Source organism: Luteibacter sp. UNCMF366Tsu5.1 (assembly GCF_900119235.1).
GTDB lineage: Bacteria > Pseudomonadota > Gammaproteobacteria > Xanthomonadales > Rhodanobacteraceae > Luteibacter > Luteibacter flocculans.
Genome location: NZ_FPIS01000002.1, coordinates 280,714 through 296,857 on the forward strand (window position 1 = coordinate 280,714; position 16,144 = coordinate 296,857).

Annotated in this window: 12 protein-coding genes; 9 read left to right on the top strand and 3 right to left on the bottom strand. The window is 65.9% G+C overall.

All coding sequences use genetic code 11. The annotated features are described in order from the left end of the window. Positions 1-204 precede the first annotated feature (204 nt). Entirely contained in the window at positions 205-5,526 is a 5,322-nt protein-coding gene (locus BT115_RS10465) for an autotransporter-associated beta strand repeat-containing protein (RefSeq protein WP_072322556.1), read from the top strand. 257 nt (positions 5,527-5,783) lie between these two features. Here BT115_RS10465 and cycA read toward each other — a convergent pair whose 3' ends face one another. After that, positions 5,784-7,157, bottom strand: coding sequence for a D-serine/D-alanine/glycine transporter (gene cycA / locus BT115_RS10470; RefSeq protein WP_072322557.1), 1,374 nt, complete (start codon positions 7,155-7,157; stop codon positions 5,784-5,786). A 130-nt stretch (positions 7,158-7,287) separates the two neighbouring features. Between cycA and BT115_RS10475 the strand changes: the two genes are divergently transcribed. Beyond that, the gene (locus BT115_RS10475; RefSeq protein WP_072322558.1) at positions 7,288-7,671 is read left to right on the top strand and encodes a nuclear transport factor 2 family protein; all 384 of its coding nucleotides are present in this window, start codon (positions 7,288-7,290) and stop codon (positions 7,669-7,671) included. A gap of 3 nt (positions 7,672-7,674) precedes the next feature. Here BT115_RS10475 and BT115_RS10480 read toward each other — a convergent pair whose 3' ends face one another. Continuing rightward, positions 7,675-8,028, bottom strand: coding sequence for a response regulator (locus tag BT115_RS10480; protein WP_177257400.1), 354 nt, complete (start codon positions 8,026-8,028; stop codon positions 7,675-7,677). A gap of 132 nt (positions 8,029-8,160) precedes the next feature. Between BT115_RS10480 and BT115_RS10485 the strand changes: the two genes are divergently transcribed. The 6 genes from BT115_RS10485 to BT115_RS10510 are packed head-to-tail and all read left to right on the top strand — an operon-like array spanning position 8,161 to position 13,560. Further along, a complete protein-coding gene (locus BT115_RS10485) occupies positions 8,161-9,018 on the top strand; it encodes an STAS domain-containing protein (RefSeq protein ID WP_072322560.1) in 858 nt (285 codons plus the stop codon). Between the two features lie 5 nt (positions 9,019-9,023). Next, positions 9,024-9,386, top strand: coding sequence for an STAS domain-containing protein (locus BT115_RS10490; protein WP_072322561.1), 363 nt, complete (start codon positions 9,024-9,026; stop codon positions 9,384-9,386). Beyond that, positions 9,383-9,787, top strand: a complete 405-nt coding sequence (locus tag BT115_RS10495; protein WP_072322562.1) for an anti-sigma regulatory factor — start codon at positions 9,383-9,385, stop codon at positions 9,785-9,787. The genes BT115_RS10490 and BT115_RS10495 overlap by 4 nt, the downstream gene beginning before the upstream one ends. Continuing rightward, positions 9,778-10,791: an ATP-binding protein gene (locus BT115_RS10500; protein WP_072322563.1), complete on the top strand. Its 1,014-nt coding sequence runs from the start codon at positions 9,778-9,780 to the stop codon at positions 10,789-10,791. The genes BT115_RS10495 and BT115_RS10500 overlap by 10 nt, the downstream gene beginning before the upstream one ends. After that, entirely contained in the window at positions 10,788-11,639 is an 852-nt protein-coding gene (locus BT115_RS10505) for a sensor histidine kinase (RefSeq protein ID WP_072322564.1), read from the top strand. Before BT115_RS10500 ends, BT115_RS10505 begins: the two co-directional genes overlap by 4 nt. After that, positions 11,626-13,560 carry a response regulator gene (locus BT115_RS10510; protein WP_072322565.1) on the top strand — a complete coding sequence of 645 codons (1,935 nt, stop codon included), beginning with the start codon at positions 11,626-11,628 and terminating at the stop codon, positions 13,558-13,560. Before BT115_RS10505 ends, BT115_RS10510 begins: the two co-directional genes overlap by 14 nt. A gap of 48 nt (positions 13,561-13,608) precedes the next feature. Here BT115_RS10510 and BT115_RS10515 read toward each other — a convergent pair whose 3' ends face one another. After that, complete coding sequence (locus BT115_RS10515; protein ID WP_072322566.1) at positions 13,609-14,616, bottom strand: zinc-binding alcohol dehydrogenase family protein; 1,008 nt, start codon at positions 14,614-14,616, stop codon at positions 13,609-13,611. Between the two features lie 210 nt (positions 14,617-14,826). On the opposite strand from BT115_RS10515, the gene BT115_RS10520 reads away from it, so the two are divergent. Beyond that, positions 14,827-16,044, top strand: coding sequence for a tetratricopeptide repeat protein (locus BT115_RS10520; RefSeq protein ID WP_177257401.1), 1,218 nt, complete (start codon positions 14,827-14,829; stop codon positions 16,042-16,044). Positions 16,045-16,144 lie beyond the last annotated feature (100 nt).

Consider the following 16,144-nt stretch of genomic DNA (forward strand, 5'->3'; position numbering starts at 1 on the left):
ACGTTCCGTGACAGGTGTCACAAAACGACCCGCTGCGTCACATGGCCGTAACCGCGTGTTACTGCGGACCGCGTTAACGCGGTCTTCACGCCGGCTGGCACGGGCCTTGCTGATGGCATCCCCGCTCACCGACCAAAGCTGTCGTCCATGAAACGCAGGGAAGTTGGGGAGGGGCATCGACTCACGACAGGACCAAACACCCCCATGAACAGAATTTTTCGCATCGTCTGGAACCGGACGCTCGGCCAGCTCGTCGTCACTTCCGAACATGCTCGTTCCAAGGCCAAGGGCGGCCGCTCCGCTGCCGGCGGCTCCACTGCCGCCACCCTGACCCGCGCCGCCCTCGGCCTCGCGCTCGCCCTCTGCGGCATGCCGTTCGCCAGCGCGCATACGATTTCCGTCGGTTACACGAACAACGGTAGCGGCGCGCTTACGTTCTGGTACGGCACCTATCACGACCCGTCCGAGGCCAACCACTTCGAAGGTCAGTTCCAGTTGGTCGGTCCGAACGGCTACCAGCAGCTCGTGGACTTCACCCAGCTGGTCAGCTCGACGCCGACCGGCCTGGAAGATGGTGTCAACAATTTCTACGCCGCCGCGGCCACCGGCACCACGCTCACGCCGACGAACCAGACCGGTCATGGCGACGTGCTGACCTGGCAGGGCGTGTCGTTCAGCAATCTGCTTCCCGGCGTCTACACCTACACCTACGTGCCCGCCGCCAACCCCACCCAGGCATGGGATCCGTGGGACCCGGTGCTCACCAACGTGCTGACGATCAGCGGTGCCGACCTCAACGGCTTCCCGCTGCAGAACGGCGGTGTCTACGACCAGACGGATCCGGAACTCAACGATCCGAACTCGATCCTGTTCAACAACGGCACGTTCAAGCCGACTGAAGACACCACGCGCGGCCAGGACGTCACGGTGCGCAGCGGCGGCGGCACGGTCGATACGACCGACGGCAACGTCACCTTCACCGGCGGCGTGGACGGCAACGGCACGTTGACCAAGACCGGAGACGGCACGCTCACGCTCACCGGCCCGAGCACCTACACCGGTGGCACCGACGTTGCGCAGGGCACGCTGCAGGGCGATACCGGCAGCCTCCAGGGCCACATCGACAACGACGGCACGGTCGATTTCGCGCAGAACACGAACGGCAGCTTCGGCGGCACGATCGCCGGCACCGGCGACGTGGTGAAGAGCGGCACCGGCACGGTCACTTTCACCGACGCCAACAACTACGGCGACACCATCGTCAACGGCGGTACGCTGGCGCTTTCCGGCAACGGCTCGATCGGTACGCAGGACATCGTCGTCGGCGCTGCCGGCACGCTCGACGTTTCCGGTGCCAACCATGACACGACGGGCACGTCGCTTGCGGGCAACGGCTCGGTGCTGCTCGGCGGCAACGATCTGAACCTCACCAACGCGCACGATACGTTCAGCGGCACGATCGCCGGACAGGGTGGCCTCAACGTCAGCGGCGGTACGCAGACCCTCGCCGGTGCCAACACCTACAGCGGTGGCACCACCGTGAGCAACGGCGGTACCGTCGCCATCGGTAACGACAACGCGCTGGGCAGCGGCCCCCTCGTGCTGAATCACGGCACGCTGGACACACTCGCCGACGTCACCTCGTCGCGCGATATCTCGGTGGTCGGCAACGGCACGGTGAAGACCGAGGCGGGCACCACGTTCGCCCATGCGGGTGACGTCTCCGGCAGCGGCGACTTCATCAAGAACGGCGCGGGTACCCTGGTGCAGACGGGCGATCTCGACCATACCGGCGCCACGATCGTGAACGGCGGCACGCTGGTACTCGACGGCACGCACAACACCTATGCCGGCGGCACCGTGGTCAACGGCGGCGGCGTGCTTCAGGTCTCCAGCGACGACAACCTCGGCAACGCCAACGGTGGCCTGACGCTCAACGGCGCGACGCTCCACGCCAGCGACACCATGGCGACGTCGCGCAACGTTGCGCTCAATGGCGCCGGTTCGTTCGTCAACGATGCGGGCGACACCCTGACCCTCGGCGGCACGGTGTCCGGTAACGGCATGCTGGTGCACACCGGGCAGGGCACGCTCGTACTCGCGGGCAACAATACCTACACCGGCGGCACCACGATCGGCTCGCAGAGCCGCGTGGAGATCAGCCAGGACAGCAACCTCGGCAACGCCTCGGGCGACATCCGCCTCGACAACGGCACGCTGCACACCACGGGTAACGTCGACGCATCGCGCAATATCGTGCTCAGCCCGAACGGCGGCACCATCGACGCGGATGGCAACACCCAGTTCGCCACCACGGGCGGCATCGGCGGCGACGGTACGCTGTACAAGACGGGCGACGGTACGCTGCGCGTCGACGGCAACGCGAACCAGACGGGTGGTGTTGTCGTGTCCGATGGCACGCTGGTGCTCAACGGTACGAATGGTTACATGGGCTCCACCTCGATCCTCGCCGGCGCCACGCTGCAGGTGAACAGCGGTGCGGCACTCGGTTCGTCGCTCGGCGGCGGCCTGATCGTCGCGGGCGGTACGCTGGCGACCACGGGCAACGTCGATACGTCCAAGCAGATCGGCATGTTCGGCGGCCTCACGTTCGACGTGGGCGCGAACACGACCACGGCGGTGCACGGCGACGTGCTCGGCACCGGTCCGGTCGTCAAGACCGGCCAGGGCACGCTCGTGCTCGACCATGCCAACGGCTTCAGCGGCGACACGCGCATCGACAACGGCACGCTGCAGATCGCCAGCGACGCCAACCTCGGTACCGGCGGCCAGTTGATCTTCAACGGCGGTTCGCTGCACACCACCGGCGACGTGACCTCGTCGCGCAACCTCGCGCTTCAGCACGACGCGTCCGTCGCCGTCGATGCGGGTACGCAGATGTCGACCAGCGGCACCGTGTCGGGTGCGGGTGGCCTCGTGAAGAACGGTGCCGGCGTGCTTGCCATCAGCGGCGTCGCGTCGCACACGGGCGGCACGACGGTAAACGACGGCACGCTGATCCTGAGCGGCAACAACACGTACACGGGCGGCAACACGCTCAACGGCGGCACCTTGCAGGTCGCTTCCGATGCCAACCTCGGTGCGGCGTCCAACGGCATCGCCTTTGCGGGCGGCACGCTGCACACCACCGGCAGCTTCGCCACGGCGCGTAACCTCGACCTCGGCAGCAACGGCATCGTCGCGACCGATACGGGTACCACCCTCACGGCCAGCGGCAGCGTCGCGGGTGCGGGTGGTCTGGTGAAGAACGGCGCGGGCACGCTGGTGGTTTCGGGTGTCGCCTCGCATGCCGGTGGCACGACGGTGAACGACGGCACGTTGATCCTCAGCGGCAACAACACCTACACCGGTGGCACGGCGATCAACGGCGGCACGCTGCAGATCGCGTCGGATGCGAACCTCGGCAATGCCTCGGGCAACATCGCCATCAATGGCGGCAACCTGTCCGTCACGCAGACGATGACGACCGCGCGCGACATCGTGATCGGCTCGCGTGGTGCGAGCATCACCACGGCCACGGGTGCCACGCTGAACCAGCAGGGCGACATCAGCGGCACCGGTGGTCTGGTCAAGCTCGGCGGCGGCACGCTCGTCGTCAGCGGCAACAACTCGTTCACCGGTGGCACGCTCATCCAGGGCGGCGTCATCCGCATCGATTCCGGCTCGTCGCTCGGTACGGGTGCGATCCTGCTTCAGGGTGGCATGCTGCAGACCGTGGCCACGCTGGGCACGGGCCAGCAGGTCGTCATCAGCGGCGACTCCGGCGTGAACGTGGACGCCGGTACGACCACGGTGCTCTCGGGCAACCTCGTCGCGGCATCGGGCGACAACTGCTTCGTGAAGACGGGCAAGGGTCGCCTGAGCCTGACCGGCCAGTCCGATCTCGCCAGCGGTACCTGCGTGCAGGACGGCATCCTCAGTGCCAATGGCTCGCTGACCAGCAGCTTCGTGCAGGTGGACAGCATCGGTATGCTGCGCGGTGTCGGCCACATCGCTGGTCCGGTCAATGTTCAGGGCACGCTCGCCCCAGGTAACTCGCCGGGCACCCTGACGGTGGCCGGTACGGTGACCATGCAGGCTGGCAGCCGGTTGGAAATCGACGTCGACGGCCTCGGCACGGGCACGGGTCGCGGGAACTACTCGCGCGTGCTGGTCACTGGTGCGGGCAATCAGTTCATCGCCAACGGCACGCTGGCACCGACGATTCGTGGCATCACCGGCGACGCGTCCAACACCTACGTGCCGACGCTGGGCAGCACCTATCGCATCGTCACGGCGGAAGGCGGTGTCGTCGGTCACTTCACGTCGATCGATCAGCCCACCGACGGCCTCGCACCGCACACGCGCTTCCTCGCGTTCTACGGTGTGGACGGTGGTCATAGCATCGACCTGCGTGTGGCACCGGTGTCTTACGCCGAGCTGCTCGGTGCGAATGCCAAGCGCAACGGCCTGGCCGCTGCGGCGGCGCTGGACGGCAGCGTGCTCGCACAGGATGCCGGCAACGCGACGGTTGCGCAGAGCCAGCTGCTCTATGCAGTCTCGTCGCTCGGGGCCGATCAGGTGGGCCCGATGGTGAGCAGCCTGTCTGGCGAGGTTCATGCCGATCAGGCGGCCGCCGCGCGCAGTGCCGGCCTCGGCATGCAGCGTGACGTGACCGATCACCTCGGCACCGATCGCTCGGCCGACGTCGCTCATACCGTGTGGTCGAACCTGACCCGTGACGGCAACCGCTCCATCGCTGACGGCCAGGGCAGCGGCTTCGAGACCGGCACCGATCGCACCACGGCCGGTATCGATCTCTACGCCGAAGGTGGCACGGTGCTCGGTGTGGCCGCGACGCATCACGACACGAACGTGATCGCCCACGGCGGCTCGGGCACGATCCGCGGCAACTCGGGCATCGTTTACGCGCAGCAGGCGATGGGTCGTTTCGTCCTCGACGGCATGGCGGCCTATGGCACCACCGATTGGACGACGCGTCGCGCCGATCCGATGGGCGGTGCATCGCTGGAAACCAAGACGTCCGGTAAGGACAACATGGCCAGCGCGACCCTGCGCATGCCGATGCAGACCGCCAACGGTACGCGTATCGAACCGTATGCCAGCGTCATCTGGCAGAAGGTGGAGCGCGATGCAGTAAGCGAACACGGTTCGGCCGCGGCGCTTTCGCTCGACAAGCTCTCCGAGACCGGCACGCGCGTGCTTGCCGGCGTCACGATGGGCTCGAAGGCGTCCGATCCGCTTGCCACGACGCTGACCTGGCGTGCCGGCGTCGCGGTGGGTGCCGATACCGGAGACCTGCTCGACCCGACCGTGCATGACACGCTGGCTGGCCAGCGCTTCGATACGGCGGCTCCGGGCGTCGGTCGCAGCTTCGTGCAGGTCAATGCGAACGGCACCATGCGTCTCGGCAAGAACACCTACCTCTACGGTGGCCTCACCGCCGAGGAAGGCTCGCGCCGCTCCGCCTACGGCGTCACCGCTGGCGTGCGCGTGGCGTTCTGAAGACCGGCGGTCGTCGGGTCAACGCCCGGCGACCGCTTTTGATATCGAAGGCTCGCTCCCAAGGGGCGGGCCTTTTTTGTGCTTCGCGATATGCGGAAAGGTGCACCGGTGACAGGTGCATCGGTGGCAGCCAGCCTGCTGGCGAAAAGCCAACGAAGCGGTTTAGCGGGCGAGGCAAGCCCCCATCGCCAGCAGGCTGGCTCCCACCGGCACTGGCTTTTCTCGCTGTTATAGCGGCTCCCCCTACGCCGATGCTCTTACGCCCTGCGTCGACGCACCGCGTAACCGATGCCGAGGATGGCGAACCACACGGGGCTGGCGATGAGTGCTTGCCGGGTGTCGCTTTCCAGTGCGAGCAGCACCAGCACGAAGGCGAAGAAGATCAGGCACGCCCAGCACATCGCCACACCGCCCGGCATCTTGTAGCTGGACACGGCGTGCAACTCCGGCCGGTGCTTCCGATAGGCCATGTACGCCACCAGGATCAGCGACCACACGAACATGAAGAGGATGGCCGCCAGTGTGGTCACCAGCGTAAAGGCGGTGACGAGGTTCGGAATCACGTAGACCAGCATCGCGCCGCCGAGCAGGCAGATGCACGAGAACAGCAGTCCCCGCGACGGCACAGCAGCCCTCGACAGTCGCTTGAACGCCGACGGCGCATGGTCTTCCTCGGCCAGGCCGTAGAGCATGCGGCTGGTAGAGAAGATGCCGCTGTTGGCCGACGAGGTGGCCGAGGTGAGCACCACGAAGTTGATAAGGCTCGCCGCCGCCGGGATGCCGGCCAGCACGAACAGTTCCACGAAGGGGCTCTTGCCCGGAATGACCTGGCGCCACGGCGTGACCGCCATGATGACGACGAGCGACAGCACGTAGAAGAGGATGATGCGTACGGGGATCGAGTTGATCGCCTTGGGCAGGTTGCGTTCCGGATCGGCGGTCTCGGCGGCGGTGGTGCCGACGAGCTCGATGCCGACGAAGGCGAACACGGCGATCTGGAAACCCGCGAAGAACCCGCCGATGCCCATCGGGAACATGCCACCGTCGTTCCAGAGATTGGCCAGCGACGCGACGTGGCCGTCCGGTGAGCGGAAGCTCCACGCCACCATGCCGAAGCCGGTCACGATGAGGGCGCAGATCGCCACGATCTTGATCAGCGCGAACCAGAACTCCAGCTCGCCGAACAGGCGCACGGTGGTGAGGTTCAGCGCGAGCAGCAGGAGCACGCAGAGCACGGCCGGTATCCATGGCGCCAGGCCGGGGAACCAGAACTGTGCGTACGACGCGATGGCGATCACGTCCGCGATGGCGGTGATGATCCAGCAGAACCAGTAGGTCCAGCCGCAGAAGAAGCCGGCCCACGGTCCCAACAGATCGGTGGAAAAATCGATGAAGGACTTGTAGTTGAGGTTGGAGAGCAGCAGCTCGCCCATCGCGCGCATCACGAAGAACAGCATCACCCCGATGATGAGGTACACCAGCAGGATCGACGGACCGGCGAGGCTGATGGTCTTGCCCGAGCCCATGAACAACCCGGTACCGATGGCGCCGCCGATGGCGATCAGTTGCAGGTGGCGGTTCGACAGGCTGCGCCTGAGGTGCTCGGGGGACTGCTCCTGCGGATGCGACATCGGCATGCTCGGGTCGGGACGGAAGCGGGAACCATACGGGGCCGACCCCGCCGGAGCAAGGCGAGCCCTCAGCCGTTTTCGGCGCCGGGTTCCTTTGTATGATCGGGGCTCAACCCTCCCAAGGAACGTCATGATCGACCCGACCCGCCGACAACTGATCGATCGCTACATCGAGGCGTACAACCGCTTCGACATCGACGGCATGCTGGCCACCTTGTCCGACGACGTCCGCTTCGAGCACCACGCAGGCGACACGCTCGCCGTGGCGACGGACGGCAAGACGGAATTCGAGAAGCTGGCCCGCGTGGGTGCCGCCATGTTCGCGTCGCGCCAGCAGACGGTGCAGTCGCTGGAAGAGAGGGATGCCACCATCGTGGCGACCATCGACTTCCATGGCGAGATTGCGGAAGACATTCCCGATGGCCCGGGTGCCGGCACGGTCATCGAGATGCGTGGGCAGTCCGAATTCGGCTTTGCCGACGGGCGGATCTGCCGTGTGATCGACAAGGCCTAGCGATCAGGCGGCGAGCTGCCTCACGGCCGCGAGCAAGGCCTTGCGGTCGTACGGCTTGGGCAGGTACACCATGCGCTCGTCGAGCCAGGGGTGCTGCTCCTTCAACTCGCCCGAGGTCACGAGCACGCGCATGTGCGCGTGGCGCCGGGCCAGCTCCTCGCCCGTGATCCGCCCGGGCATGCGGATGTCGGTGAACAGCAGATCGGCCTCGTTCTGCTGTAGCCACGCGTCCGCGGCGTCACCATCCCGTACCGCATGCACCTCGTGCCCGGCGTCCTCCAGGATCATGGCCGAGAGCTCTCGGATGGCGCTGTCGTCTTCCACAATGAGGACGACAAGGGGGCGTTCGCTGGACATGGGTTCGCTCATAGATCGTGGCGAGGCAGGTACCTTGCCGCGTGTGAAGGAGTCGTCAAATCGATTCACGATTGTGACGTATTCCATTGTGCTTCGCCGCACCCCATCATGTGTATTTTTCGGGGGATACTCATGACGGCTTTGTCGCAGCGTACGATCGACGTGATCCGCAAGAACGAGGCCGCCTTGCAGGCCAGTTGGATGGCCAGCCTGGAAGCCAGCGGTCTGAGCCGCGATGCGCGTCTCCCGGCCGGTGAGCTGGAAGCGCAGACCCGTGAGTTCATCCGGTTGTTGGTGAGTTCGGCGAGCGTCGGCGACGCTGCCGGCCTTGCCAGCAACGAATGGGCCGAGACCCGCACCTTCCTCGAGCGCCTCTCGCGCAACCGCGCCCTGCAAGGCTTCGATTCGCAGAGCACGGCCAGCTTCATCTTCTCGCTCAAGCGCCCGCTGTTCGATCTGCTGCAGACCGAGTACGCCAGCGATCCCGCAGAGCTTGCCGGCCAGGTGTGGGCGAGCTCCGAGTTGCTCGATTCGCTGGGTATGCACACGATCCGTACCTTCCAGAAGTCCCGCGAGGAAGTCATCGCGCGGCAGCAGGAGGAGCTGCTGGAACTGTCCACCCCGGTGGTCAAGCTGTGGGACGGCGTGCTTGCCCTGCCGATGATCGGCACGCTCGATTCTCAGCGCACCCAGGTCGTGATGGAGTCGCTGCTCCAGCGCATCGTCGAGACGGGCGCGGAGATTGCGATCATCGACATCACCGGTGTCCCGACCGTCGATACGCTGGTGGCCCAGCACCTGCTGAAGACCGTCACCGCCATCCGCCTGATGGGCGCCGACGCGATCATCAGCGGCGTGCGTCCGCAGATCGCGCAGACCATCGTCCATCTCGGCCTCGATCTGCAGGGCATCGTCACCAAGGCGAACCTGGCCGATGCGCTGGCGCTCGCCTTGAAGCGATCCGGTTTCACCGTGAGCAAGGCCGGCTGACGGCCATGGATCGCATCCCTATCCTGCGCATGGGCGAGTTTCTGCTCGTCACCATCCAGGTCGACATGCACGACCAGCTCGCGCTGACCTTGCAGGACGATCTTTCCGAGCAGATTCGCCTGCATGGCTCACGTGGCGTGCTCATCGACATCTCCGCACTGGATATCGTCGACTCCTTCATTGGCCGGATGATTGCCACTATCTCCGCCTTGTCCAAGATCATGGATGCGGAAACCGTCCTGGTGGGCATGCAGCCCGCCGTCGCTATCACCCTGGTGGAGCTTGGCCTCACGCTTCCCGGTGTCAGCACCGCGCTCAATGTGGAGCGCGGCATGAGCCTGTTGCGCGACCGCGTGCGCTCGCAATGACCGTGCTCGCCGAGGGGTCTCAGGCGGTACGTATCGAACAGGACGTCGTGCTCGCGAGGCAGGCGGCGCGCAAGCTGGCGATCGAGTCCGGGCTTCGCCTGGTCGATCAAACCAAATTGGTCACGGCGGCCAGTGAACTGGCCCGCAACGCCGTGATTTATGGTGGCGGGGGGCACATGGACTGGCAGATCGTGCAGGACGGCCTGCGCAAGGGCTTGCGCCTGGTCTTCCGTGACGAAGGCCCCGGTATCCCCGACCTCACGCTGGCAATGACCGATGGCTGGACCTCGGGCGGCGGCCTCGGTCTGGGCCTGACCGGCGCCAAACGACTGGTCGACGAATTCTCGATCGAGAGCGCCCCCGGCCAAGGGACGCGCATCACTATCTGCAAATGGAACTGATCTTCATCGGTTCGCCCACCCGTATCGTGCCGATCGAGGAGGCCACGGGCGTCGGTCAGGCGCGGCGCGTGGCGCAACAGGTGGCAGCGGATGCCGGCTTCGATGAAACCGACAGCGGTCGCGTGGCACTGGTGACGACGGAACTGGCGACCAACGTGCTCAAGCACGCGGCGAGAGGCGAAATGCACATCGCGCTTCTTCCCGGCCATGGGGCACAAGGCGTGGAAGTCACGGCTGTGGATCGTGGGCCCGGTTTCAATCTCGCCGACTGCCTGCCGGACGGCTATTCCACCGGCGGCACCCGCGGTGAAGGACTGGGCTCGGTCACCCGGCAGGCCGACGTCATGGACATGTACGCCGACAGCCGCGGCGCGGTGGTCATGGCGCGCATGTACCCGAAGGGTCATGGCAAGGCCGACATCCGTTTCGGTGCCACGCAGCAGCGCATGGACGGCGAGTCCGTCTGTGGCGATGGTTGGGGGCTGGCGATACGGGCCGACCTCGTGTCGGTCCTGGTGGTCGATGGGCTGGGGCACGGTCTCCCGGCACAGGAGGCGGCCCATGCGGCCACCGATGCGTTCGTTGCGCATGCGTTCGACGAACCGGTAGCGCTCATGGCGGCGATGAATGACGCCATGGCCGGCACGCGTGGTGGCGCGGCAGCCGTCGCGCACTACGCCGTCGAACAGGGCAGCCTGCGCTATGCCGGCATCGGCAACATTGCTGGAACCCTTCTTGCCCTCGGATCGTCGCGGGGATTGGCATCGCATCCGGGCATCGTGGGTGTTCAGGCGCGTCGTCCGCAGCCGTTCGATTTTCCGGAAGCAAAAGGCAAGCTCCTGGTGATGTACAGCGACGGGCTGATTTCCCGCTGGAACGCCCGCGACTATCCGGGGCTGGCGTCTCGCCATCCTGGCGTGGTCACGACGCTCCTGCATCGCGATTTCAACCGCGGGCGAGACGATGTGACCGTCTTCGCCATGGCCCTGGGAGCCAACGCATGAGCGACCACGACGAGATCGAACGGCTGCGCGTCGAAAACGCAGGACTCCGCGCGGAACTCGAAGAAACGAACCAGGGCGTGCTCGCGCTCTATGCCGAGCTGGACAAGCAGGCGGAACAATTGCGCGAGGCCTCGGAGCTGAAGAGCCGGTTCCTTTCGTACATGAGCCACGAGTTCCGCACGCCGCTCGGTTCCATCCTCAGCATCGCCCGGCTGTTGACCGACGAACTGGACGGCGCGCTCGCACCGGAGCAGCACAAGCAGGTGGCGTTCGTGGCGAGTGCTGCGCGCGAACTGAGCGACATGGTGGACGACCTGCTCGATCTGGCGAAGGTCGAGGCTGGCCGCATCACCATCTCGCCCGCGTGGTTCGAGCTGATGGACCTGTTCTCCGCACTGCGCGGCATGTTCCGGCCGATCATGGATGCCACCGACGCCGACCTCATTTTCGAGGAGCCGACCGGCATGCCGCGGCTGTATACCGACGACAAGAAACTCGCCCAGATCCTGCGCAACTTCATTTCCAACGCCATGAAGTTCACGCCGCGCGGCGAGATCCGCGTGTCCGCCAGCCTCGACGGCGACGATCGCGTGCGCTTTGCCGTCAGCGATACCGGCATCGGCATTCCCGAGGAACTGCAGGCTTCCTTGTTCGAAGATTTCACCCAGGTCGATTCGCCGCTGCAGAAGCGCGTGCGTGGCAGCGGCCTCGGCCTGTCCCTGTGCCGGCAGTTCGCGCACCTGCTCGGCGGCGAAGTCGGCGTGGTCAGCACGCCCGGCGTAGGCTCCGTGTTCCACGTCGTCCTGCCCCTCACGTTGCCTGTGGAGGCAAGCGATGCCGCGGTCTAGTCATCTCCTCATCGTCGACGACAATGCCGCGACGCGCTACGCGATGCGTCGCACGATGGAGCGTCACGGCTACAAGGTCGTGGAGGCGGGCACGGGCTCGGAAGGCCTTGCCTTGCTGGCGACGCAGGAGTTTGCTGCAGTGATTCTCGACGTGAATCTGCCCGACATGAGCGGATTCGACATCGTGAAGCATCTGCGCAGCGCGCCGGAAACCATGTTGTTGCCGGTGATCCACGTGTCCGCCGCATCCATCGATACCGGCGACCTGATTACCGGACTCGACAACGGCGCGGATGCCTATCTCATCCATCCGGTCGACCCGGACGTGTTACTGGCGACGCTGCGCACACTGATCCGCGTCCGCGACACCGAGGACGCGTTGCGCGCGGCCGAGGCGCGGTTCCGCGAGATATTTACCAATATTGCCGCGCCTATCGCGGTGGTGAACGGCGATCTGGGTATCGTGGAGTGCAACGAGGCGTTCGAGCGCATGCTCGACGAATCGGGTTGCGACGACCGTCTGGGTGCCTGCTTCGAGACGGGCCAGGACGAGACGCTGGCGGAGATGCGCGCGGCACTCGCAGCGAAGCAACGTTGGCGCGGTATTCTCTGCATCCGTTCGCGCAACGGGACGCGCGAAACCGAATGGCGTGTGAGTCCATACCGCGGCGAGACCGGACTGGTGTTCGTCGAGGACGTGACCGAGCAGCGTCGGCGCGAGCGCGACCAACTGGAACGCATCGACAGCGCGCACAGCCAGCTCGCGATCGAGATCGCGCAGCGCGCACGCACCGAGTCGCAGTTGCTGCAGGCGCAGAAAATGGACGCGCTCGGCAAGCTCACCGGTGGCATCGCGCATGACTTCAATAACCTGCTGACAAGCATCATCACCGGCATCGATCTCATCAATCGCCAGGTGGAGGCGGGGCGCACGGAAAAGGTCCAGCGCTTTGCGGATGCGGCGCTCGGTTCCGCCCGCCGTGCAGCGGCGCTGACCCATCGCCTGCTGGCCTTTGCACGACAGCAGCCACTGGATGCGAAGGCGATCGACGTCAATCGCAGCATCCGATCGTTGGACGACATGCTGCGTCGGACACTGGGCGAACGGATCGTGCTGGATCTGGAACTCGCCCAACTACCGATGGTGGCCGAGGTGGATGCGAACCAGTTGGAGAACGCGGTCATCAACCTCGTCATCAACGCGCGCGATGCGCTTCCCGATGGCGGCGTGATCCGCGTACATACGTCACGCCGACGCATCGAGAACGACACCGCCCTGGCATCGGGTGACTACATCGAACTCATGGTGTCAGACGACGGGACAGGTATCGACCCGGATACCTTGGAAAAGGTATTCGAGCCGTTCTTCACCACCAAGCCGTTGGGTCAGGGTACGGGCCTCGGCCTGTCGATGATCTATGGCTTCGCGCGCCAGTCCGGTGGCGAGGCGCGCATCCACAGCACACTCGGCCGGGGCACCGACGTTTCCCTGCTGCTTCCCGCCAGCCAGGCGGAAGCGGAGGTTGAGGCGCCGATCGTCGAATCGATAGGCGGCGGCCAGGGCGAGCGGATCCTGCTGGTGGAGGACACGAACTCGTTGCGTGTGCTCACGGCCGAAGTGCTGACCCAGGCCGGATACGCCTGCGTGGCTACCGACGACACGGACTATGCGCTACGCCTGCTGCGCGGCGACGAATCGTTCGACCTTCTGCTTACCGACATCGGCATGCCGGGCATGGACGGTCGCGAACTCGCGGAGGCGGCGCGCGCGTGGCGGCCGTTCATGCCGGTACTGCTCATGACCGGCTATGCGGAGAATGCCATGGAGCGCTCACGCTTCATCGGCAAGGGCATGGACCTTTTGTCCAAGCCGTTCGAGATCGACGTACTGCTTGCCCGCATCCGGGGCATGCTGAACTGACCCGATGTCGTCACCACTACGGTGACGACATCGCCGTCCGTGTATCGCTTAGAAGCCTTCGAGCACGATCTTGCCTCGCGCCTTGTGGCTTTCGATGAGCTGGTGCGCACGACGCAGGTTCTCGGCGTTGATGGTGCCGAAGTGTTCGCCGAACGTGGTACGCAAGGTGCCGTCGTCGATCAGTGCCGCTACCCGATCGAGGATCTCGTGCTGCTTACCCATGTCCGGTGTCTGGTAGGTGGAACGGGTGAACATCGATTCCCAATGCAGCGACACCGCCTTGCGCTTGAGCTTCGTCGCGTCGAGGGACGCCGGATCGTCGATGAGGCCGAACTGACCCTGCGGCGTGATGATCTCCACGATCTGCTCGTAGTAGTCGTCGGTGTGGGTCAGGCTGAGCACGTGGTCGACCTGCGACAGACCCAGTGCTTCCAGCTGCGGCGCCAGCGGCTTGCCATGATCGATCACGTGATGCGCGCCAAGATCGCGTACCCACTGGGCGGTTTCCTCGCGCGACGCCGTACCGATTACCTTGAGCTTGGTGAGCCGGCGAGCGAGCTGCACGAGAATCGAGCCCACGCCACCACCCGCGCCGATGACGAGGAGGGACTCGCCGTCATGGCCGTGCTCGGCAATCTTCAGCCGGTCGAACAGCAGCTCCCAGGCGGTAAGTGCGGTGAGCGGCAAGGCGGCGGCATGAGCGGCGCTCAAGGACGCCGGCTTGTGGCCGACGATGCGCTCGTCCACGACTTGGAACTCGGCGTTGCTGCCCGGCCGCAGAAGGGAGCCGGCGTAATAGACCGTGTCGCCCGCCTTGAACAGGCTGACGTCGCTGCCGACCGCCACGACGCTGCCTACCGCATCGAAGCCCAGCACGCGTGGTTCGGTCACCGGCATGTTCTTGCGGACCTTGGTGTCCACGGGGTTCACCGACACCGCTTGCACCGCCACCAGCAGGTCGCGCGGACCCGGCGCGGGACGCGGCAGGTCCATGTCGATGAGGGCGCCGGGCTGGTCGATGGGCAGGCCGTTCTGCGTGTAGACGATCGCTTTCATGGGAGGGTCTCCGTTGGGATGACGACCATCCTCCCCCTTTCGGCCGGACCGGAAAACCGGCGCGGGGCGGGATCAGTTTCGTCGCTTCGTTGAAAATCGCCGGGGGCTCTCCAAAAAACCGATATCTTCCGCGGCCGCTTCCACCTATGATCCGGCCCCACGATCGGCAGTCGTTTTCAGGGGAACGGAATGTCGGAGGGGAAATCGAGCGTGCTCGTCGACCGCCGCTTCGTGGCGGAGATGGACGCGCTGCAGAAGTTCGGGCGCCTCGAAAAGGCCGCCCAGTTGGGGGACGTCGAGGCGCAGTTTCACGTAGGCCGCACCTATGCGGCCGGTGAGCACGTGGCCCAGGATCACCAAAGAGCGACGCAATGGTTTCGCCGCGCGGCCGAGCAGGGGCACCGGGAAAGCCAGTGCCAACTCGCGGTGCATTACGCGGAAGGCCTGGGTGTCCCGCGCGATCCCTTTGAAGCCACGAGCTGGTACCGACGCGCCGCCGACGCTGGCCTGGCCGAAGCGCAGTGCGCGCTGGGCACGTCGTACGCCCGCGGGCAGGGTGTGGCCGCCGATCGCAAGGAGGCCTTGCGCTGGTGGGGCCTCGCCGCCGACCAGGGACACGTGCAGGCGTGCGTGAACCTCGGCGTGTCGCATTATTTCGGCCGTGGCGTGCCACGCGATGCGGAGCTGGCCTTCGCCTTCTACAGCAAGGCGGTAGAGCGCGGCGATCCCGAGGCCCGAGGCTATGCAGACGCCTTGTGCAGCCTGGCGCACATGTTCGGCGACGGCATCGGTGTGGCACGCGATCCGGCACAGAGCGCCTTGCACTACCGGCGCGCTGCGGAACTCGGCAACGGTACGGCCCAGTTCGCCCTGGGCAAGCTCTTTCTCGAAGCCAGCGGTCTGCCGGAGGATCGTGAGCAGGCACGCTACTGGTTCGCCCGTGCCGCGGAGCAGGGCGACAGTGAGGCCCGCAGGCACCTGGCGGAACTCGATGCCGCCGAACCCACGGACGATCCGGCGTCGGGCAACCTGGCACGGCTCGGGCCGCAGGAACCGGCTGCGCAGTTCCTGCTTGGGCAGCGTCTTGCCGCGGGTGACGGTGTCGCGCGCAACGATCGTGAGGCGGTGCGCTGGCTTTCGACGGCAGCGGACCGCGGACACGTACCCGCGCAGTTCGCGCTGGCGCGGATGATCGACGGAGGACGCGGCACGCCACGCCAGATCGACGAGGTGGTGCGCCTTCTTCGCGGTGCCGCCGGTGCAGGCCATGCCGACGCCCAGTTCGAACTGGGTCTGCTGCATGAGCGCGGCGACGGCGTGCGCCGCAATCTGGCCATTGCGCGCGCGTGGTACCGGAAAGCCGCGGCACGCGGGCATCTGAAGGCGCTGCGCAAACTGGAGCGCCGCCCCTGGTGGCGGTTCTGGTAGGCAGAAACCCACCTGCTGTTGCCGTTATCCCCATCGCCAGCAGGCTGGCTCCCACCAAGCCAGGTCCCCACTCGCTTCCATCGCCGGCACAGGGGTTCCC